A 20,022-nucleotide genomic window follows, 5' to 3' on the forward strand; every position below is an offset into this window, starting at 1 on the left:
AACAACCATGCAAAAAAGGCTCCTGCTCTGGTGTTTACTGTTCTTATTGGCCAGCGGCTCCCTGTGGGCCCAGCGTCCCAGTTTCAGGATTGCGCGGCTCAAATACGGCGGCGGCGGAGACTGGTACGCCAATAAAACCTCGTTGCCCAACCTTATCTCCTTCTGCAACCGCGAACTCAAAACGAATATAGCCCCCCGCGAGGAGGAAGTGGAACCTGGCAGCCCGGAGCTGATGGATTATCCCTTCGTGCACATGACAGGCCACGGCAACGTGATTTTCACCGAAGCCGAGGCCCAGAACCTGCGCAAATACCTCATGGGCGGCGGCTTCCTGCATATTGATGACAACTACGGGCTGGACAAATTCGCGCGGCGCGAGATGAAGAAAGTGTTCCCAGAGCTGGACTTTATTGAGTTGCCCTTCAACCACCCGGTTTACCATCAGAAATTTGATTTTCCGCGCGGCTTGCCCAAAATCCACGAGCACGACAATAAGCCTCCCCAGGGCTTTGGGATTATCTATCAGGGCCGGTTGGTATGCTATTACTCCTATGAATGTGATTTGGGCAATGGTTGGGAAGACCAATCGGTGCACAATGACCCGGTAGAGAAGCACCAGGCCGCTTTACGCATGGGAGCAAATCTGATCTCCTATGCGTTAACCAACTTCTAGTCAGTCTGCTTTGTTCATGAGAACTCTCCTGCTGTTAGTGCTGCTCTTTTGGGGAAGCAGCTTGTACGCCCAGAGCTTCACTCCTCCCATGTTCCCTGCCTCAGGTAAAAGTCTCTCCGCTTTTGTGCCGCCCAATTGGTTTGTCAAAGACAGCGCCCAGGGAGACTTAAACGGAGACAAAATCCCAGATGTAGCCTTGGTGGTGGAATTGAAAGACACCATCCAGGAGCTCCGGCCCGACAGTTCCACTAACCTTGGCAGCCCTCGCATCCTGCTGATTTTGTTCAAAGACCAAACCACTGGCACCTATCAAGTAGTGCAGCAGCACAATACTTTTCTCCTGCGCTACGGCGAGGGAGGCATGGCTCCGGAGCCGTACGGAAAGATCAGTATTAAAAATAGAGTGCTGGAGGTTTCGTTCGAATTTGTCAGGAGTACGGCCAGTTACAAATTCAGGTACCAGCAGAATGCCTTTATGTTGATTGGCGCCACTAACAGCGGCGTTTCCGGCGGTCAGTTTGAGAAATGGGACATCAATTTCTCCACCAGAAAAGCCTTGCATGAGTGGGGCGATGCCTCAGGTGACAAAACGCAATCTGAATGGAAAACCGTACCCGTTACCAAGCTCCGTAGCCTGAAAGAGATGCAGATGCCTTTCCAATGGGAAGTGTGGCCAAATGTGTATATATGAGATCTTTTCTTTTTTGCGTTTAGCGGCTCTTTTTCCAAAAAGAGCCGCTAAACGCAAAACCGTTCAATTCCTGCCATCTTTCTGCAAATCCTACTCCTTTTCCGCCACCGGAAGCAGATAAAGTAAAAACACTTTTTGTATTTTTGAAGTTGGGGCCAGGCTTTCTGGCCGATGCGTATGGAATTAGCAAGATTAGAGATCAAAGGCTTCAAAAGTTTCGGGGACAAAGTCACCATTAACTTTGACAGCGGCATTACCGGAATTGTGGGCCCCAACGGCTGCGGCAAGTCCAACATCGTGGACGCCATCCGGTGGGTGTTGGGCGAGCAGAAAACCCGCAACCTTCGCTCCGACAAAATGGAGAGCGTCATCTTCAACGGGACCAAAAACCGGAAGCCCCAGCAAATGGCCGAGGTGTCGCTCACGTTCAACAACAACAAGGGCATCCTCCCCACGGAGTATTCGCAGGTGACCATCACGCGCCGCTACTACCGTTCCGGCGAGAGCGAATACCTGCTCAACAACGTGACCTGCCGCCTCAAAGACATCAACGATCTGTTCCTGGACACCGGCATTGGCTCAGACTCCTACGCCATCATTGAATTAAAGATGGTGGATGATATTCTGACGGACAAAGACAACTCGCGCCGGAACCTGTTTGAGGAAGCCGCCGGAATCTCTAAGTTCAAAGTCCGGAAAAAGCAGACTCTCAAGAAACTGGAGGAAACCGATGCCGACCTGGAGCGCGTGGAAGACGTGCTGTTTGAAATAGGCAAAAACCTTAAAAGCCTGGAGCGCCAAGCGAAAACCGCCGAGCGTTACCTCAACCTCAAAGAAGAATACCGGAAACTGAGTCTGGAGTACGCCCGCCGCAACATTGGCCATCACCAGGAGGCGCTGGAGCGGCTGGAGAACGAGCTGAAGAAAGAAACCGATCGCAAAGGCTCCTATTCAGAAGAACTCGCCCAACTGGAAGATGCGCTGCAGGAACAGAAAACCCTGCTGGACCGCACGCAGCACGAGCTCCAGAACAAGCAAAAAGACGTGCATGAACATACCAGCCAGCTGCGGCAGCTGGAAAACGATATTAAGCTGAAAAGCGAGCGCAACCTGTACTTGCAGGAACGCGTGAAAACCCTGCACACCCAGATCAACCAGGACACCAGCAACATCAGCCAAACCGAGTTTAGCCTGGGCCAGCTGCAGAATGACCTGGAGCAGGTGCAGGAAGAACTGCTTATCTCTGAGGAGCAGCTGGGCATGACCAAAAAGGAGATGGAGCACGTGAACCAGCAGAAAGCGGCCCTTCAGAAAGAACTACAGGATAAAACCGTAGCCCAGCGCCAGCTCCAGAACGAAGCCTTCACCCTTAACAAGAGCATTGAGATCACGCAGGTGCAGATGCAGAGCCACCGCCTGGAGCTGGAGCGCATGCAGGAAATGGAGGGGCACGAGAGCGAAATAGCCCAGCAGCATGAAACCGCCTTAGCGGAAACAAAACAGTTTCTGGAGGAAGCCCAGGCCCAGCTGGCTACTTTGCAGGAGCAGGAAGAGCAGCTTCGGGCGGAGATGGTCAAGACGGAGGACACGCTAGAGGAGTACCGCCAGCAGCTCATGGACATAAACCGGGAGCTGGACGCGAAGAAAAACCAGTACAGCCTCATGAAGGCGCTGGTAGATAACCTGGAGGGTTTCCCGGAGGCCATTAAGTTCCTGTACAAATCAGATCACTGGGAGAAACCGGCCCCGCTCCTCTCAGACATCATCACGCCAGACCCCGCGTACAAGAACATTATTGAAACCTACCTGGAGCCGTACATGAACTTCTTTGTGGTAGACACCGCCTCTGAGGCCGTGGAAGCCATTGAGCTCCTGAAGGAACAGAACAAAGGCCGGGCCAACTTCATCATTCTCTCTGAGGTAGAGGACATGGAGATTCCCGCCACCCTCAGCACACCCAAATACAAAGCCGCCCTGGAGGTGGTGCAGGCCGAGGAGAAATACCACCCGCTCCTGCGCTACATGCTTAATGAAGTGTACCTCACCACCAGCGCCGAGACCGAACTTTTCCTTAGCGATGGACGCACGTACATTGTCACCGATGGATCTGCTATTAAGAAACCGCTGAGCCTTTCGGGTGGTTCTTTAGGCTTATTTGACGGCAACCGCCTGGGCCGTAAGCAGAACTTGGAAAAGCTGGCCGAGGAATTGGAAACCCTCAAGCAGGACCAGGAACGCATGAAACTCAAGCTCAACACCCTGCAGCAGGTGTTGCAGAACCAGAAGGAATCTACCCAGCAAGAGCAGATCAGGCGGCAGGAACAGGACATCAACGCGCTGCAGCAGGAATTGGTGAGCCACAAGGTACGCTACGAGCAGTTCCTGCTCAACCAGCAGAACCAGGCCAGCAAGAAAGACGAGCTCTTCGATAAAATGCAGGAGCTGGGCGACAAACTAGCCGATCTGCTGCCAGACGCTGAAAGCAAGAACCTGAGCCTCAAGAGCTATGAACAGGAACTGCAGGGCCTCACCCAAGTTCTTGACAAACAAAACGAAATCATCTCTGAGGTAAGCGGCATCTTTAACCAGGAGAACATCAAATTCCACCAGCTCAAGAACCGCCTGCAGAGCATTCAGCAGGAGTTGGCCTACAAGCAGAAAACCGTCATGAACCACCAGGAACGTCTGGTGCAGTTGCAGGACGAACTTAGCCGCGCCGAGGATGAGACCGTGGCCCTGGATCAGTTTGTGGAAGACCAGAACCAATTGCTGGAAGAAGGCATGGTGGCCCGTAAAGAGATGGCCAAAGAGCTGGACGAAGTAGAGAAAGCCTATTTCTCGCTCCGCGGCGAAATTGACGAGAAAGAGAAAACCATCCGGGAGCTGCAACGCAAGAAGCAGAACACAGACGAGGTGTTCCAATCCATGCAGCAGGCCATCACGGACACCCGCATCAAGCTGGTAGCCGTGATCGAGCGTCTATCGGCGGAGTTCAACATGAGCCAGGAAGATCTGGCTGAGGCTCCTACCGAGGTTTTGGACATCAGCAACGAGGAACTGAGCCAGCAGGTGAACGCCGTGAAGCAGAAACTGGACAACGTGGGTCCGGTAAACCCTATGGCCGCCGAAGCCTATCAGGAAATTGACACCCGCAACCAGTTCATCCTAACCCAGAAGAATGACCTGTTGGATGCCAAAGCCCAGCTGCTGGAGACCATCTCTGAGATAGACACCGTGGCCAAGGAGAAATACCTTACCGCCTTTGAGCAGATCAAGGAGAACTTCATGCGCGTGTTCCGCTCCCTCTTCACGGAGGAAGACACCTGTGATCTGTACATCGCGGACCCAAGCAACCCGCTGGAGTCCAAGATTGAGATCATGGCCCGGCCAAAAGGCAAGCGGCCGCTCACCATCAACCAGCTTTCGGGCGGGGAGAAAACCTTAACGGCCATCTCGCTGCTGTTCGCGATTTACCTGCTCAAACCGGCACCGTTCTGTATCTTCGATGAGGTGGACGCTCCGCTGGATGATGCCAACATTGACAAGTTCAACAACATCGTGAAGAAATTCTCCCATGACTCCCAGTTCATTGTAGTGACGCACAACAAACGCACCATGGTTTCTACGGATGTGATCTACGGCATCACCATGCTGGAAGTAGGCGTGTCTCGGGTAATCCCGGTTGATCTGCGAGACTTGGCTCCAGAACCAGAAACCCAGGCTGCCTTGTCGGCTTAGCGGTACGTGACCATAAAAACTACGGGTGCGTTTAGGGGCTCTTTTTCGAAAAAGAGCCCCTAAACGCACCCGTTTCTATTACACCCTCTGCTATAAGAAATTCTGGAGAGAGTTACCATTACTCCTACCCAAGACGTTAACTACCAAAAACCCAAGAGCCGTTTAGGGGCCGTTTTTCCAAAAACGGCCCCTAAACGGCTCTTGGGTTGTATAGATTAAAAAATCTACCGAACGCCCTGGCTGGGATATTTAGGGGTAACGGTGCGGTAGAACGCCAAAATTTTCTCCATATCGGCGTTGAAGTCTCCGGTGGGATAAATGGCGGGGCCTACGCCGGCTTCTTTTTTGGCATAATCCAGGTAACCCAACAGAATAGGTACCCCGGCTCCCACGGCGGTATGGTAAAAGCCTTTCTTCCAGCGGGGCTGATACTTGCGGGTTCCCTCAGGGGTAACCAACATCACCATTTCCTCGTGCTGATGGAAAATGTCAATCATGGCCGCTACCAGATTGTTGTTTTTCTTTCGGTCTACCGGTACGGCTCCCATGGCTTTAAGCAGATAGCCCATGGGAAAGAAGAAAGCTTCTTTTTTGATGGTGAGTTTTACGGGAACATCCATCAGGTAGAAGGCGGCGCGGGCGTACACAAAATCCCAGTTACTGGTGTGGGGCGCGGCCACCATAATGGCTTGTTTGATATTAGGTGGCATGCCGCCCTTCAGCTTCCAACCGGCAACTTTAAAAATAACCTTAGCTAATGCTTTCCCGAACATATATGTCTTTTGATACCAAAGACAATATTACAAAAAAAACCAGCTACATGGCTGGTTTTGCTGGAAGGATGGCTTATGGCTGCACAATTTTAAATTTCCGTTCCCTGAAAAGGTACACCTGGAGCCCTAGATTGATGGCTGGCCCCAGCTCCGTGAATTTAGCGTTGCTCTCTGCGGGTCTCTTCTCCTGATAGTAACAGAACATAAGGGCGGGCTCCACAGCTACCTTTGGGTTGATGAAGATGGTGTAGCCCACTCCTCCCCTAAACTCGGCTAAATCGGTTTTGGCGCGGTTGGGCCGGTTGTTCACCCCTACGGCCGCGCTGGCTTCCCCAAAGATGCCGTTGTCCAGATAATATCGGGTGAAAGGCCCCACCAGAATATTGGTGGTGCGGGTTGAGATTTGGCCAGACATGCTCTCTCTGGCATGGCTGATAGTACCCCTCACCCCCAGGGCCAGGTCATGGAAAACAAAGTAGCCTACTTTGGCATCCAGATCAAACCTGAGCCGGTCACCTTTTTCAGTTGCGTTGCTGGTGGAGTTAGAGATTCTCTTGTAGGCGCCCGAGAGGTTGCCGCCTACCATGATAGAGCGCTGGATGATCTTGGCCGGAATGAGCGTGCCTCTGTTTTCCTGAGCCTTTGCCTCTGAAACAATCAGAAACAAAATAATTGCGTAGAGCAATTTCTGCATAATGTCAATATTTGGGTCTCCCCGTGCTATTGACTTATACGGAGGCAATTATGCCAAGAAATTAAATATTCAAATAAATGAATAGGATAAAAAACTTTTCTTACTCCTCTTTGTTTAGCAGCAACTCCTCTAATTGCGGAGCCAAGCCAATGGTGTACTCATAACCAATGGCGTACATTTCTTTGGCCCGTTTCAGGTCGTAGATATGGAAGTCCTTTAATTTGGGAGGCTCCAGAAAAAAGTCACACATGTGGTTGCGGTGCTGCACGTTGGCGTGTAGGGCCAGATGGAAAACGCGTTCGGCCACCTGCCGTACGCCATCAACCTGAAAATCATGGGGGGTGGGATTTACATGCACGCCTATCAGCTTGTCACAATCACCGGTTAGGCATTCCACCGGCAGGTTGTTCACAATGCCTCCGTCTACCAACAGCTTTTTTTCGTGCTGAATGGGCTTAAATAAAACAGGTACCGCCGAGGAAGCCTTGAGTGCCTCCACCAATGAACCTTTGGTGAAGTAGACCGTGCTTCCTTCTACCAAATCTAAGGCCGAGATAGTTAATTTTACCGGAAGCTCCTCAAAGGTGAGATCTTTCAGGTGCTCCTCAAAGATGTTGTGCAGGGCTTGGGTGTGCAGAAGGCCTCGGTTCAAGGCGGGCTTCAAAAGACGCGGCAACGGCAGATCACAGACCAATTGCAGAATCTGTTGCGGCGAAAAACCCGCCGCGAAGAAAGCACCGGCAATAGCCCCCGAACTCACTCCGGAAATAGCATGCAGCTCCACGCCTATTTCCTGCAAGGCCTGCAAAACGCCCAGGTGCGCCACCCCGCGGGCAGCCCCACCCGACAAGCAAATTCCTACCCGTTGTGGCATCTTACAAGTCTGAGAACGGGAAAATCTGATCTACCCGCACCCCTTTGTCGGTTCTTTTCACCGTGCAGCATTCGTTCTGGGCATCATGCTCAAAGAAAAGTACCCACTGTTCATCGGCGGCCCGGTTCAGGATGCTTTCCTTTTCCTGCATGGTGAGCAAAGGCCGGGTGTCATAGCCCATCACGTAGGGCAAGGGCAAGTGCCCCACAGAGGGTACCAGATCAGCCATATAGCACAGGGTGCGGCCTTTGTAGGGCAGCAGCGGCAGCATCATCTTATCGGTGTGGCCGTCTACGTACAGCACGTTGAAACCGGGTATAAACTCCTCCTGCCCAACGGCCAAAAATTCCAGCTGCCCGCTTTCCTGGATTGGCAGAATATTTTCCTTCAGGAAGCTGGCTTTCTCCCGGGGATTAGGCTGAGTGGCCCACTGCCAATGGTCTGGGTTGCTCCAGTAACGGGCCTTGGAAAACACCGTTTCCAGCGTGGTGCCGTCTTTGCCGTATTTCACAGAGCCGCCGCAGTGGTCAAAGTGCAGGTGCGTCAGGAAAACATCAGTGATGTCTGCATAGCCAAAGCCTGCCCGGCGAAGAGATTTCTCCAAAGAATCATCGCCGTGCAGGTAGTAATGGCTGAAGAACTTGGCGTCTTGCTTGTCACCTATCCCGTTGTCTATTAAGATAAGCCGGTCTTGGGTTTGCACCAGCAGGCAGCGCATGGCCCAGGTGCAGAGGTTATTTTCATCTGCGGGGTTGGTACGCTGCCAGAGTGACTTGGGCACCACTCCAAACATGGCGCCGCCGTCCAGCTTAAAATTTCCGGTATTGATAGGGTACAGAGTCAATGACATGGATTGCTGTTTTTAACCAGATTTCAGAAAAAGGGCCGCTAAACGGAATTACTCCGTCACCACACCCATTTCGCCAAACTTCTCAATGCGCTGCATGATCCGTTCTTCGGGCGAGAGCGCTTCCAATTCCTCCAGGGTGGAAAGAATCTTTTTCTCCAGTGTTCTGATCATTTTCTCTGGGTTCACGTGGGCTCCACCCAGGGGTTCTTTGATGATGCCATCCACCAGCTTGTTGCCCAGCATGTCTTTGGCGGTGAGTTTAAGCGCTTCAGCGGCCTGCTCTTTGTAGTTCCAGCTGCGCCACAGAATGGAGGAACAAGACTCCGGTGAAATCACCGAATACCAGGTGTTCTCCAGCATGTACACGCGGTCTCCAATACCAATACCCAAGGCGCCCCCAGAAGCACCCTCACCAATGATGATGCAGATCACAGGCACTTTGAGCATGAACATCTCTTTGAGGTTACGGGCAATGGCCTCTCCCTGTCCTCGCTCCTCGGCCTCAAGACCTGGGAAAGCACCGGGGGTATCAATAAAGGTAACAATGGGCTTGTTGAACTTCTCGGCCAGTTTCATGAGGCGCAGGGCCTTGCGGTACCCTTCAGGGTTGGCCATCCCGAAGTTGCGGTACTGCCGTTCCTTAGTGTTACGCCCCTTCTGCTGACCAATGAACATCACGGTTTTGCCGTTGATCTCGCCAAAGCCACCTACCATGGCTTTGTCATCGCGCACATTGCGGTCTCCGTGTAACTCTATAAAGGTGGGAGAAAGGCCTTTAATGTAATCTAAAGTATAAGGTCTTTCCACGTGCCGCGAAAGCTGCACCCGCTGCCAACGGGTTAGGTTGGCGTACGTCTCTTTCTTGAGTGACTTAATTTTTTCCTCCAGTGCCAGCACTGCCTCACTCACGTCTACCTGGCTCTCAGCGGCCAGTTTCTTCATTTCGGCTAGTTTGCCTTCCAGCGAAGCAATGGGTTGTTCAAAATCTAACAGCATAGTAATGCCCCTTACGTTTTAGCTATAGTGTGACTACAAAGGTAAACGAAACCTGCAAAGTTTTGTAATGGGAGTTTTTTCAAGTTTTAGCTGAATTTTTTCCTTTTGAAAATGAACCGCTTACCTTTTTACCGCTTCTAAAACGTGTTTTTTTTCAGGTACGGGGTTGGATGGTAAAGATCTGCCCCCCATATTTGCATCATCAAACGGGGACAACAGGTCTCCAGAAGAAATTGGTCCGGTAGTTCAGTTGGTTAGAATGCCGCCCTGTCACGGCGGAGGTCGCGGGTTCGAGTCCCGTCCGGACCGCTAAAGCCCTCTACACATGTAGAGGGCTTTTTTTATGCCCAGTTCGTCGCACCATCGCTCTGCTTCAAGCACCCGTCAATTTCCGCGCCTCTCTCTTCCCCGGGCTTAGTCTATCGCGATTTTCCTATTTTTCTGCTACCAATTGGCGCCTCAAACGTCTGAGGATGAACAGATTTATCTTGCCTTGCACCCTCCTGATTTCTTTTGTCTTGGCTCAAAACATAACCATACCTTCATTATGCCAGTAAAAGTGAAAGAATAGTTGAATTTCACCTGTAAGAGAAATAGTTATATTTGGTATAGATTTACTTGCATGAAGAAGGTTTCCAAAGTACTGCTGGTAGACGATGACCCTACCGCTATCTTCATTTCTCTCAAGCTGCTCAAAAAGATGGGAGTGGCAGAAGAGTTTGAGACCGCCAACAATGGTTTGGCTGCCTTTGACTTCATCCGGACGAACTGCTTACCAGCATCAGGAACACCTACCAATTGCCCGGAGTTAATCCTGCTGGACATCAAAATGCCGGTCATGGATGGGTTTGAATTTTTAGAGGCGTTCAGGCAATTAGATTTAAGCCCGATGCCGCAGGTCATCATGCTCACCTCTTCCATGCACCCAAAGGAGATAGAGCGGGCACAACAATTGAATGTGGCCGGTTTCCTCACCAAACCCCTCACCCAGACAGCTCTCATCAATGTATTAGAAGAGAATTTTAAGGATTGAAAGAGTATCCATTAGGTTTTAAAGCGTTTAGAGGCTCTTTTTCCAAAATCTCACTTAAACCAGGAGTAAGGACAAGAATAAATATTAAGTTTTTTGAGAAGTTGTGTTGCATGGTAAAAATTAAGTCTACATATTTGCAGCATCAAACGGGGACAGCAGGTCTCCAGAAGAAATTGGTCCGGTAGTTCAGTTGGTTAGAATGCCGCCCTGTCACGGCGGAGGTCGCGGGTTCGAGTCCCGTCCGGACCGCTAAAGCCCTCTACACATGTAGAGGGCTTTTTTTATGTCTTCTCTAGCCATCATTTAGCTATAGACATAGCTCCTCGCTTGCACGCATTCCCTCCTTTGCATCTCCCACTTCAGAAGGCAGTACTAATAGTACAATTGATCCTTTCGCATTTCCTCGCCACAATCTATCTCTTGGCCCACCTGGTTTGTCTTCCTGATCCTGAGTTCTATTAAATATACCTATACAACCAAAAGCCTCTAATGAAGTAGCTCTCCAGTAAACACTGCATCAATTGTTTTCTATCTAACCTATCCCTTGTAGGGAAGCATTGAAAGTTGCAGCAACAAGACAAATTGCTATTTAAGATGGATTATAGCTCTCATACTTACCATCTGAGTAAAGCAGGATCACCTTGACTAAATGCCTTTGTGGTTCCTGAACCAGTGTAGATGGTGTTGCCTTAGGCGATTCTACTTTTTGTATATTATCCACTTCCTGAGCCACCTCTAGAGCTCCGCCAACTGGAGATACATGGTCATACTCCTGCTTTATCTGCAGTGAGTCTCTGTCTAATTCTTTTAGCATTTCCCCCTGCCCCAACAGTAACCATTGCGGAGAGACTTCTGTAAATCTGCTCAAAATTTTCTGCACCACTTCCAGACTTGCTTTGTTTCTGGCAGATAAAATATGGCTGATCACCGCTCGTGCCACTCCAATTTCATCGGCGAAGGCGGCGGGGCCTAATTGGCTCCAACGTAAGATTTCAGTTATTCTGGGTAAAACTTCGGTCACAGTTAAGGGTGTTTTATAAGCTCCTCATACTTGATTAATCTTTTGATGCAATAGAAACACCTGGCCTAGCTTGTAGAAAGCTCCACTGCTAATATCTAAGCTTCACTTCAACTATCAACTTCATTATAATGAAATACAATCACTTATGATTGACTCACAAAGTTTCTATCTATTAGAACAAGTTCTTATCATTACAAAGTTAAACTTAATTTACATTTGTATTACAAATGTAAATTAAGTTTAACTTTGTAATGAGCCGTACAAGTTTGGTTACTTATATAAGTATGAATTTGTTTTAGCACCAGAAGATACCCCAAGGCGATGACTTCAACTTCTTCTGCCAATAAGCCACTCGTATTATGGGCAACCGCTTAACTTAATTCTACTATTGGTTCCTCTTAATGGTTCATACATTTTGTAGCTCCATAAGAGTTAAGAAATAGATATTCAAATTTCACTTGATCTTTGGGGAATCAACAGTCGGCCTTTTCTGCATATTAAACTTTTACCAGACCAACCCTTTAATAGCTCACACAAAAAAGAGCCCTGCAACATGCTCATTTATTTAGCATGCCACAGGGCTCAGTATTGATCAAAGAATCTAAACTTTAAAGCAACTTCATTTTATCTAAAATATGCCATCTCAAGATCGCGGTCGTGCTTGTAGATATCATCACGGAAATGTACTGCTCCGTTATCATCTACCCAAGCAGTGAAATACACGATATAAACCGGCACCTTAGCCGACAGGTTCACGTACTTCTCGGCTCCTCCGTGCATGGCCGCGTTGATGGCTGAAGGAGACCACTGCTTCTGGTCTTTCAACAGGTATTGTGCAAATTCAAACGGTTTCTCTATCCTGATACAACCATGGCTGAAACCACGCTCTGTCTGGTTAAACAAGTGGTCTGAAGGTGTGTCATGGAGGTACACATTGTGCTCGTTAGGGAAAATAAATTTCACGAAGCCCAATGGGTTCTGCTTACCAGGCCGCTGCCGAACACGCATCTTAAAGTTTCTGTCCACGGTATTCCAGTCAACCGAAGAAGGCGAGAGTACCTCTACTTGATTGTTCCCTATGTCTTTCACCAACTCCATGTCATGGGAGGCTAGATAGTTAGGGTTACGAGCCTGGGCGGGGGCAATCTCCTCTTCCAGGATCTGCGGCGTAATGTTCCAGTAGGGATAGAATACAATGTACTCCAACTTATCACTGAAAACCGGGGTGGCGTGCATCTCCTTCCCTACCACTACCTTCATGTTGAGCATTTCCTTCCCTTTTTCATACACATGCAACATGTACTCCGGGATGTTGATCAGGACATACTTGTCTTCAAAGCGCTTGGGTACCCAGCGCCAGCGCTCCATATTGATGATAATTTGGTCAATGCGTTCCTCCACCGGAATGTTCATGACCTTCAGCGTCTCACCGCCAACCACTCCGTCTGGTTTCAGACCATGCCTGATCTGGAAGTTCTTCACCGCATCGGCAAGAGGTTTGTCATAGATTCTGTTCTGCGGTGTATTATCAGCGAGCTTGCCCAAGATTCTATGTCTCAGGGAAAGTACCGCCTGCGCTGAGTCACCGGGTTTGATCATTTTGGAGGCTAACTGAATCTTAGGCCAGCCACCCTGCTGCTTGGCTAATCTATATTGCTTCAGGGCTTCCCGCAACCTGATGTAGCCAGGATGCAAGGCCTCAAATTCATAATAGGGATAGCGGCTCTCCCGCTCCTTCAGAATAGTTTGCAAGGCCTTGTGCAGCTTAATTTTATTGCGTTTCACTTCCCATTCAATATTCTCAAGGCTGCGCGGGTTCACGGTGCCTTTGTAGAAGTCGGTGGCGTAGTCAAAATAGGAAGCAGTCAAAGTAACATCCAACTCTTCCTGCAGTTTATGCCGGGTGGAATCATTTTTAGCCTGCTCCAGCGTTTGGAACATGGTCTTGAAGTCGCGCTTGGCATATTTCTTTGGGTCCAGCCCTTCTTCGTGGGCTTTGCCCATCACTTCCACAAATTTATATGCCTGCGGCACCAAGGCACCGTCTTTGAACCAAGCAAACCTATATTGACGCTCCCGGTAAAACAGTTTCATGAGCCCGAGGTGCTCTTTGAAATCAGGGTCGCCGGTGGTGAACTTGACCACGTATACACTGTCTGTTTGCTGCGGGTATTCTTTAGCGGCAGCAAGCGCTACTTTCTTTTTTTGTTTCTCACCAGACTTGGCGCAAGCTGAGAGCAGCAGTACGGTCATCATGAAAAACAGGAAGAAAGAAAAAACGGATTTATTTGATTTCATACTGCTTGTTCCTAACATTGAGGTGTGGTACTTATACTAATGTGGGTAAAAAAAGTTAAGGGATACCTTTGATTAAAAATTGCATAAAACCAACAACAATCCTTTTTACCCATAAAATCTGTGTTTGTACACTAATCTAACAAGAGGAGAAGTTATAAAAGGGAAAAACCGCCTAAAATAAATAATATCAGAAGCCCAGGCTGCCCCCAACTTTTACCTGCAACAAAAGAACATTCATCAAAACCCGATTCTAAAAAAATGGATTATAACGATAGCCCTACCGCAACATTCACCGCAGATCCGCATAGTTTTTCGCAACCTCAGAAAGCCCGTATTACGCATGTAGATTGGCAACTGGAAGTAGACTTCAACACCAAAACCATTCATGGATCTGGTATCTACCACCTGGCGCACAGCGAGACCGACGAGATTGTGCTGGATGTACGGAACCTGCAGATATTGGCCGTTTACCTTGATGACGAGTCGCAGGCAACGGATTTCAGGCTGGGGGAGGAAAAACCGTTCCTGGGCCAGGGCCTGCACATCCCGCTGCTCCCCCAAACCAGGAGCCTTCGTTTAGAATTTAAGACTACGCCCGGTTCTGCGGCCTTGCAGTGGCTGGAGCCAACCCAGACCGCGGGTAAAACACAGCCCTTTCTGTTCACGCAGTCACAGGCCATTCTGGCGCGCACCTGGTTGCCGTGCCAGGACAGCCCCGGAATACGGTTCACGTACACGGCAAAGGTGACAGTGCCCGCTCACCTGTTGCCCCTTATGAGCGCCGATAATCCGCAGCAGAAAAACGAAAACGGCACTTACTTCTTTAAGATGGAGAACCCTATTCCGTCTTATCTGCTGTCCCTGGCGGTGGGCGATTTGGTTTTCTCCCCCATTGGCGACCGGTGCGGTGTTTACGCCGAACCAAGCTCCATAGAGGCCGCCGCCTATGAGTTCGCCGACACTGAGAAGATGCTGCTGGCCGCCGAGGAACTCTACGGGCCTTATCTCTGGGGCCGCTATGATTTACTGGTGTTACCCCCCAGTTTCCCGTTTGGCGGCATGGAAAACCCCAAACTCACCTTCGCCACTCCCACCATTATAGCCGGCGATCGCTCACTCACCAGTCTGGTGGCCCATGAACTGGCCCATTCTTGGTCGGGCAACCTGGTCACCAACGCCACCTGGAATGATTTTTGGCTCAACGAAGGCTTTACCGTTTATTTTGAGCGTCGTATCATGGAAGCACTCTACGGTCCTGAATACGCCGAGATGCTCCACACCCTGGGTTACCAGGACCTCCTGCACACGCTCGATGACCTAAGCTCTTCTCCCCTGGACACCTGCCTGAAACTGAACCTGGAGAACCGCGACCCTGACGAAGGCCTAACCGAGATTGCCTATGAGAAAGGGAACTACTTTCTGCGGCACCTGGAAAGACTGGTGGGGCGGGAACGGTTCGATGGTTTTGTGAAGAAGTACTTCAGCACGTTCAGGTTCCAATCCATGGACACGGCTGGTTTTGAGCAGTTTTTGGAAAAAGAGCTCCTAAACGGAAACGAGGAACTGCGCCGGCAAGTGAATACCCAAGGTTGGATCCATTCTCCCGGTTTACCCGCCGGCACTCCCGCCATGCATGCCGCGCTGTTTGAGAAAGTTTTGCAGGAACTACATAAGTGGCTGGCGGGCACTCCGGCCCAAGAGCTGGTTACCCAGGGCTGGAGCACGCATGAATGGTTGTTCTTCCTCACGAACTTGCCAGACACTCTGGGCATGGCGCAGCTGGAAGAGCTGGACCATGCTTTTGGATTTACCCTGTCCCACAACGCAGAGATTCAGGCAGAGTGGTACCGGCACGCCATCCGGCACGGCTATACCGCCGCCTACGCAGCACTGGAGGAGTTTCTGGTGCGGGTGGGCCGACGGAAATTCCTGCTCCCGCTCTACAAAGCGCTGCTGCAAACCCCGGAGGGCAAATCTCTGGCCCAGCAGATCTACCAGAAGGCCCGGCCCAATTACCACGCCGTCTCCACCAGTTCATTAGATGCCCTGCTGCGGGTCTAACCAAGGGCTTTGAGCATTGCATTTAGGGGCTCTTTTTGGAAAAAGAGCCCCTAAACGCAATGCCTCCAATTCGGCTGCGCCGGAAGAAGAATTTCCTATGTATGCAGAAACAGCAGAGCCCGCTGACATCATCAGCGGGCTCTGCTGTTTCTGAAAGCGGTACTCTTAGTGATTCTCCGCTCTGCTGTTAACGGCGGTTTCGGCAATTGTGGTCAGCTTTTCGTCGGTCATTTTCTCCTCGTTCAGGATTTCCTTCAGCAAGTCCAGCACCTCCTGGTGGCCCAGGAACTTGGCGTAGGTACAGGCCGTGCCGTAACCGGCAATTTCATAGTGCTCCACCCGCTGCGCGCAGGCAATGATGCCGGCATCCATCACCTCGGGGTCTGCGTCATGGCCCATGAATTCCTTCGCTTCTTTGATTATTCCCTCCATGGCCATGCATTTCTCCCCGTTGCCGTTCATGCCCAGCAGCTGGAAGCATTGCTCCAGGCGCTGTATCTGCCCCTGCGTTTCCTGCAGGTGGGTTTCCAAAGCAGATCTGAGCTGTTGGCTAGACACCATGTTGATCATTTCGGGCAGGGCCTTCATGATCTGCTGCTCCGCGTTGTACAAATCTTTCATCTGGTGGATGAACAGGTCATTTAAGGATGTTAATCTCATATCAATCAGCTTTTTAGGTGGAAGAAATCAATTCAGCTATGATTTCTATACGATGCCTTACCGGGGTAGTTCAAAAAGAATAAAAGAACTTCTGCCCTCTAAACAGAGTAATATTAGGCAAGACTTTTGCGGGGGAAACCGCCGTATAAGACCTAGAGACCAACCCAGATTTTTCTTACATGACCATATTTGAGCAGGCTCCCAAGGGCATTCTCATCGCCGTAGGCGGAAATGAAGACAAAGGCACCTTTCCCAGAGCGAAAAAGCAGTTTCACTTGAATTTCTTTGAGCTGGGCATTCTCAAGCGCATCATTGACACCATGGGCGGCAAAGAAGCCTTGATTGAAGTGATCACCACGGCCTCCATGATTCCGGAGGAAGTGGGGGCCATGTACCTGCACGCCTTTGGGATGTTGGGTTGCCAGCAGGTGCAGGTGATGGACATTAGGGAAGAGGCCGATGCCCTGAAACCGGAGTTTCTGGCCCGCCTACGGAAAGCCAGCGGGGTCATGTTCACGGGCGGCGACCAGTCTCGGCTGTTCAGGATCTTCTCGGGTACCGCCTTCCACCAGATTCTGCTGGACCGCTACCACCGCGAACCTGGTTTTGTCATTGCGGGTACCAGCGCCGGGGCCATGGCCATGTCTGACGTCATGATCAAGGGCGGAAGCAGCTCCCGCTCCTTGTTGAAAGGCTCTGTGAAGCTGGACCGCGGGCTGGCGTTTCAGGAAAACGTCATTTTTGACTCGCACTTTGTCAAGCGAGGGAGGTTTGGCCGCCTGATGGAAGCCGTGGCCACCCATCCGTATAAAATAGGCATTGGCTTGGGGGAAGACACGGGTGTGCTCATCAGCCAGGGGAACTTCATTGAGACCATTGGCTCTAACCTGGTCATAGTGGTAGACGGGCACCACATCAAGCACAACAATGCTTCCTACGCCGCCCCGGGCACGCCCCTTTCCATTGAAAACCTGCGGGTGCACGTCATGGCGCTGGGCAATTACTATGACATAAGGGAGCGGAAATTTTGTGTTGGCAATAAAATAGAAGTGCCGCAACAGTAATCTGTCTCCCTTCTGAAAATGCGTTTAGGGGCTCTTTTTCCAACAAGAGCCCCTAAACGCATTTTTTGCGCGGCCTTGATAGTGCCCACCATTTCCCCGCACCCGGTCAAACAACTCTATTCCTGGTAAATGGCCACCACCGCTTCCTGGCCTTCTGCCCTACTGGCGCGGTACATGCCCTCTGAGTTGAAAGGCAGCGCCACGGCTCCGGTAGCGTCTACGGCCACCAGTCCGCCTTCACCACCCTGGGATTTCAGTTTCTGCTGCACCACCAGCTCAGAGGCTTCGGCCAGAGTCATTCCTTTGTACTCCATGAGGCAGGAAATGTCATAGGCTACCACGTTCCGCATGAAGTATTCACCGTGGCCGGTGCAGGAAATGGCGCAGGTGCGGTTGTTGGCATAGGTGCCGGCCCCAATGATAGGTGTATCGCCAATGCGGTTGAAGTTCTTGTTGGTCATGCCGCCGGTAGAGGTGGCCGCGGCCAGATTACCGTGCACATCCAGCGCCACGGCTCCCACCGTGCCATACTTTTTCTCCCGGGCTTGCGAGTGATCCAGCATGTAGATGTCAGAATCCCGCAGGGCCTGCCACTGTTCATACCGTTGCTGGGTGAAGAAATAATCGTCGGGTTCAAAGGCTAAGCCGTGGTTGCGGGCAAATTCCTCGGCCCCGGCCTGGCAAAGGAACACGTGGTCTGAGTGGTGCAGAATCTGGTGGGCCAACTGAATGGGGTTGCGCACGTTCCGCACGCCCGTCACCGCCCCGGCACCCAGGGTTTTGCCGCACATAATGGCAGCGTCCATCTCGTGCCGCCCCTGCTTGTTGAAGACAGAGCCGCGACCGGCGTTGAACAGCGGGCAATCTTCCAGCGCCACCACCGTGGCCTCCACCGCGGCCAGCGCGGAGCTGCCCTTTTGCAACATCTGGTACCCAATGTTTAGGGCCTGGTGCAGGGCCTGGCGGTAGGCTAGGTCCATTTCTGGGGTAAGTGAGGCTCTGGTAATGGTGCCGGCCCCACCGTGCAAGGCAAGGGCAAATTGATGCTTTTTCTCCATAGTGTAGGGAATCACAAAGCGGCCGTTCTCTGCTTTTGCCACCGGCGCAAAAGGCGGCGCGGTGGATAAATTTAAGTCTGGCCAAGGGAATCTAAACCCTCTAATCTTTGTATCTTTGTGTAGTTACTTTACTAATCTATTAAAAATTATCACCTATGTCTTTTGATGTACAGGGAAGATTGCACGAAATCTTTGACGAAACCCAAGTGAGCGAAAAATTCCGGAAACGTGAGTTCGTTCTGGAGATCCCAGACGGGTCTTATACGCAGTATGCCAAGTTTCAGCTTACCCAAGACAAGTGCGGTATTCTTGACAACTATAAAACAGGCGATGAAGTAAAGGTAGCCTTTAACCTGAGCGGGAAACCTTTCACTAAAAACGGCACCACCATGTACTTCACCAACCTGCAGGCTTGGAGAATTGAGCATGCCGGCAACGCCGCGCAACCACAGGCATCAGGCAACCCATATGCCCAGCAGCCCGTGAAATCCAGCTCCTTCATCAGCGACGACATGGACAACGATCTTCCTTTCTAAGGAACGTTTTTTCATAAGAACACAGAATGCGGCTCCCTTGGGGCCGCATTTTTTTGTGCTACTTACGCACCGCTTTACCAGGAAGGCAGCTTTGGGCATTAAAATTGCGTAGTCCCTTTATCCGGGAAGCTGGAGCAGGAGAAAATATGACAACACACAGACACAAGCCGGTAATGGTAGTGACGGGCGCAAGCTCCGGTATTGGGAAAGCCACCGCCCAGGCCCTGGCCAATGAAGACGCCCAAGTGGTGCTGGTTTGCCGAAGCGCCCAGAAAGGACAGCAAGCCCTTGAGGACATTCAGAAAAACGTACCCCAGGCGAATCTCAAATTACACCTGGCCGATTTATCATCCATGCAGGAAGTGAAGCGGCTGGCCGAGGAACTGAAAACCAAATATCCGGTTATTGATGTGCTCATTAATAACGCTGGCTTAATTCCCGGCGCCCTGCAAACTACCCCCGACGGTTGGGAAGTAGCCTGGGCCACCAATCACCTGGCTCCTTTCCTGCTCACCAACCTGCTCATGGACCCGTTGCTGGCTGCGGAGCAGGGTCGGGTGGTGAACGTGACCTCAGAGGCGCACCGTCTGGGCCAGATTGACTTCGCCCATGCCGGAACCCCGCAGAAGTACAGCGCCATCACCGCTTACGCAGATTCCAAACTGGCCAATATCCTGTTCACCTATGAGCTGGCCCGTCGTACTGAGTTCACTAACGTCACGGTCAACTGCCTGCACCCCGGGGTGGTAGCCACCAACTTTGGGAACAACAGCAACTTCTTCATAAAATCAGCCATGCAGCTAGGCCGAATCTTCCTTAAATCGCCGGCGAAGGGAGCGCAGACCTCCGTTTTTCTGGCCACCTCGCCTTACCTGAAGAAAACCAGCGGCAAATACTACAAGAACAAAATGCCCACCACTTCCTCCGCCGACTCCATGAATGCCCATGTGGCCCGTCGGCTATGGGACCTGAGCGCGGAGCAGACTGGATTTTAAGCTGATT

At 51.0% G+C, this 20,022-nt stretch carries 17 protein-coding genes and 2 tRNA genes; 10 read left to right on the plus strand and 9 right to left on the minus strand.

Annotation, left to right across the window (positions count from 1 at the left end; translation table 11 throughout):
* The first annotated feature begins 7 nt into the window (after positions 1 to 7).
* From EFA69_RS17220 to smc, 3 genes are all read left to right on the plus strand, one after another.
* Positions 8 to 673, plus strand: a complete 666-nt coding sequence (locus EFA69_RS17220; protein WP_123134306.1) for a DUF4159 domain-containing protein — start codon at positions 8 to 10, stop codon at positions 671 to 673.
* 16 nt (positions 674 to 689) lie between these two features.
* Positions 690 to 1,364, plus strand: coding sequence for a hypothetical protein (locus tag EFA69_RS17225; protein ID WP_123134307.1), 675 nt, complete (start codon positions 690 to 692; stop codon positions 1,362 to 1,364).
* 177 nt (positions 1,365 to 1,541) lie between these two features.
* Complete coding sequence (gene smc, locus EFA69_RS17230; protein WP_123134308.1) at positions 1,542 to 5,102, plus strand: chromosome segregation protein SMC; 3,561 nt, start codon at positions 1,542 to 1,544, stop codon at positions 5,100 to 5,102.
* 224 nt (positions 5,103 to 5,326) lie between these two features.
* On the opposite strand, the gene EFA69_RS17235 is transcribed toward smc, so the two are convergent.
* The 5 genes from EFA69_RS17235 to EFA69_RS17255 all read right to left on the minus strand — a co-directional run bounded on the left by EFA69_RS17235 (position 5,327) and on the right by EFA69_RS17255 (position 9,289).
* Positions 5,327 to 5,812 (minus strand): 1-acyl-sn-glycerol-3-phosphate acyltransferase, encoded by a 486-nt coding sequence (locus EFA69_RS17235; RefSeq protein WP_245964620.1) that lies wholly within the window; start codon positions 5,810 to 5,812, stop codon positions 5,327 to 5,329.
* A gap of 136 nt (positions 5,813 to 5,948) precedes the next feature.
* On the minus strand, positions 5,949 to 6,569 hold the full coding sequence (locus tag EFA69_RS17240) for a hypothetical protein (RefSeq protein ID WP_123134310.1): 621 nt from the start codon (positions 6,567 to 6,569) through the stop codon (positions 5,949 to 5,951).
* A gap of 100 nt (positions 6,570 to 6,669) precedes the next feature.
* Complete coding sequence (locus EFA69_RS17245; RefSeq protein WP_123134311.1) at positions 6,670 to 7,443, minus strand: patatin-like phospholipase family protein; 774 nt, start codon at positions 7,441 to 7,443, stop codon at positions 6,670 to 6,672.
* A gap of 1 nt (position 7,444) precedes the next feature.
* Positions 7,445 to 8,287, minus strand: a complete 843-nt coding sequence (locus EFA69_RS17250; protein ID WP_123134312.1) for an MBL fold metallo-hydrolase — start codon at positions 8,285 to 8,287, stop codon at positions 7,445 to 7,447.
* A 54-nt stretch (positions 8,288 to 8,341) separates the two neighbouring features.
* Positions 8,342 to 9,289 carry an acetyl-CoA carboxylase carboxyltransferase subunit alpha gene (locus tag EFA69_RS17255; RefSeq protein ID WP_123134313.1) on the minus strand — a complete coding sequence of 316 codons (948 nt, stop codon included), beginning with the start codon at positions 9,287 to 9,289 and terminating at the stop codon, positions 8,342 to 8,344.
* Positions 9,290 to 9,524: 235 nt separating this feature from the next.
* Here EFA69_RS17255 and EFA69_RS17260 point away from each other — a divergent pair.
* The 3 genes from EFA69_RS17260 (at position 9,525) to EFA69_RS17270 (ending at position 10,571) form a co-directional block, all read left to right on the plus strand.
* A tRNA-Asp gene (locus tag EFA69_RS17260) sits at positions 9,525 to 9,598 on the plus strand.
* Positions 9,599 to 9,911: 313 nt separating this feature from the next.
* Positions 9,912 to 10,322 (plus strand): response regulator, encoded by a 411-nt coding sequence (locus EFA69_RS17265; protein WP_123134314.1) that lies wholly within the window; start codon positions 9,912 to 9,914, stop codon positions 10,320 to 10,322.
* 175 nt (positions 10,323 to 10,497) lie between these two features.
* A tRNA-Asp gene (locus tag EFA69_RS17270) sits at positions 10,498 to 10,571 on the plus strand.
* 340 nt (positions 10,572 to 10,911) lie between these two features.
* On the opposite strand, the gene EFA69_RS17275 is transcribed toward EFA69_RS17270, so the two are convergent.
* Positions 10,912 to 11,343, minus strand: a complete 432-nt coding sequence (locus EFA69_RS17275) for a helix-turn-helix domain-containing protein (protein WP_123134315.1) — start codon at positions 11,341 to 11,343, stop codon at positions 10,912 to 10,914.
* Between the two features lie 624 nt (positions 11,344 to 11,967).
* Positions 11,968 to 13,641, minus strand: a complete 1,674-nt coding sequence (locus EFA69_RS17280; protein ID WP_183906844.1) for a L,D-transpeptidase family protein — start codon at positions 13,639 to 13,641, stop codon at positions 11,968 to 11,970.
* 258 nt (positions 13,642 to 13,899) lie between these two features.
* On the opposite strand from EFA69_RS17280, the gene EFA69_RS17285 reads away from it, so the two are divergent.
* On the plus strand, positions 13,900 to 15,702 hold the full coding sequence (locus tag EFA69_RS17285) for a M1 family metallopeptidase (protein WP_123134317.1): 1,803 nt from the start codon (positions 13,900 to 13,902) through the stop codon (positions 15,700 to 15,702).
* Positions 15,703 to 15,867: 165 nt separating this feature from the next.
* Here the strand turns inward: EFA69_RS17285 and EFA69_RS17290 are convergent, their stop codons facing one another.
* Positions 15,868 to 16,362, minus strand: a complete 495-nt coding sequence (locus EFA69_RS17290; protein ID WP_123134318.1) for a YciE/YciF ferroxidase family protein — start codon at positions 16,360 to 16,362, stop codon at positions 15,868 to 15,870.
* Positions 16,363 to 16,541: 179 nt separating this feature from the next.
* Here EFA69_RS17290 and EFA69_RS17295 point away from each other — a divergent pair, with 179 nt between their 5' ends.
* On the plus strand, positions 16,542 to 17,426 hold the full coding sequence (locus EFA69_RS17295) for a cyanophycinase (RefSeq protein WP_123134319.1): 885 nt from the start codon (positions 16,542 to 16,544) through the stop codon (positions 17,424 to 17,426).
* 116 nt (positions 17,427 to 17,542) lie between these two features.
* On the opposite strand, the gene EFA69_RS17300 is transcribed toward EFA69_RS17295, so the two are convergent.
* The gene (locus EFA69_RS17300) at positions 17,543 to 18,484 is read right to left on the minus strand and encodes an isoaspartyl peptidase/L-asparaginase family protein (RefSeq protein WP_123134898.1); all 942 of its coding nucleotides are present in this window, start codon (positions 18,482 to 18,484) and stop codon (positions 17,543 to 17,545) included.
* A gap of 155 nt (positions 18,485 to 18,639) precedes the next feature.
* Between EFA69_RS17300 and EFA69_RS17305 the strand changes: the two genes are divergently transcribed.
* Positions 18,640 to 19,020: a DUF3127 domain-containing protein gene (locus EFA69_RS17305; RefSeq protein WP_123134320.1), complete on the plus strand. Its 381-nt coding sequence runs from the start codon at positions 18,640 to 18,642 to the stop codon at positions 19,018 to 19,020.
* Positions 19,021 to 19,166: 146 nt separating this feature from the next.
* On the plus strand, positions 19,167 to 20,015 hold the full coding sequence (locus tag EFA69_RS17310) for an SDR family oxidoreductase (protein WP_183906845.1): 849 nt from the start codon (positions 19,167 to 19,169) through the stop codon (positions 20,013 to 20,015).
* Positions 20,016 to 20,022 lie beyond the last annotated feature (7 nt).

Origin of the sequence: Rufibacter immobilis, assembly GCF_003721565.1 — a bacterium.
Taxonomy (GTDB): Bacteria; Bacteroidota; Bacteroidia; order Cytophagales; family Hymenobacteraceae; genus Nibribacter; species Nibribacter immobilis.

Coding starts and splice junctions, on each gene's coding strand:
- EFA69_RS17280 (WP_183906844.1), bottom strand. CDS start 13,641: ATGAAATCAAATAAATCCGTTTTTTCTTTCTTCCTGTTTTTCATGATG.
- EFA69_RS17310 (WP_183906845.1), top strand. CDS start 19,167: ATGACAACACACAGACACAAGCCGGTAATGGTAGTGACGGGCGCAAGC.
- smc (WP_123134308.1), top strand. CDS start 1,542: ATGGAATTAGCAAGATTAGAGATCAAAGGCTTCAAAAGTTTCGGGGAC.
- EFA69_RS17265 (WP_123134314.1), top strand. CDS start 9,912: ATGAAGAAGGTTTCCAAAGTACTGCTGGTAGACGATGACCCTACCGCT.
- EFA69_RS17220 (WP_123134306.1), top strand. CDS start 8: ATGCAAAAAAGGCTCCTGCTCTGGTGTTTACTGTTCTTATTGGCCAGC.
- EFA69_RS17300 (WP_123134898.1), bottom strand. CDS start 18,484: ATGGAGAAAAAGCATCAATTTGCCCTTGCCTTGCACGGTGGGGCCGGC.
- EFA69_RS17295 (WP_123134319.1), top strand. CDS start 16,542: ATGACCATATTTGAGCAGGCTCCCAAGGGCATTCTCATCGCCGTAGGC.
- EFA69_RS17225 (WP_123134307.1), top strand. CDS start 690: ATGAGAACTCTCCTGCTGTTAGTGCTGCTCTTTTGGGGAAGCAGCTTG.
- EFA69_RS17285 (WP_123134317.1), top strand. CDS start 13,900: ATGGATTATAACGATAGCCCTACCGCAACATTCACCGCAGATCCGCAT.
- EFA69_RS17240 (WP_123134310.1), bottom strand. CDS start 6,569: ATGCAGAAATTGCTCTACGCAATTATTTTGTTTCTGATTGTTTCAGAG.
- EFA69_RS17235 (WP_245964620.1), bottom strand. CDS start 5,812: ATGCCACCTAATATCAAACAAGCCATTATGGTGGCCGCGCCCCACACC.
- EFA69_RS17290 (WP_123134318.1), bottom strand. CDS start 16,362: ATGAGATTAACATCCTTAAATGACCTGTTCATCCACCAGATGAAAGAT.
- EFA69_RS17245 (WP_123134311.1), bottom strand. CDS start 7,443: ATGCCACAACGGGTAGGAATTTGCTTGTCGGGTGGGGCTGCCCGCGGG.
- EFA69_RS17305 (WP_123134320.1), top strand. CDS start 18,640: ATGTCTTTTGATGTACAGGGAAGATTGCACGAAATCTTTGACGAAACC.
- EFA69_RS17255 (WP_123134313.1), bottom strand. CDS start 9,289: ATGCTGTTAGATTTTGAACAACCCATTGCTTCGCTGGAAGGCAAACTA.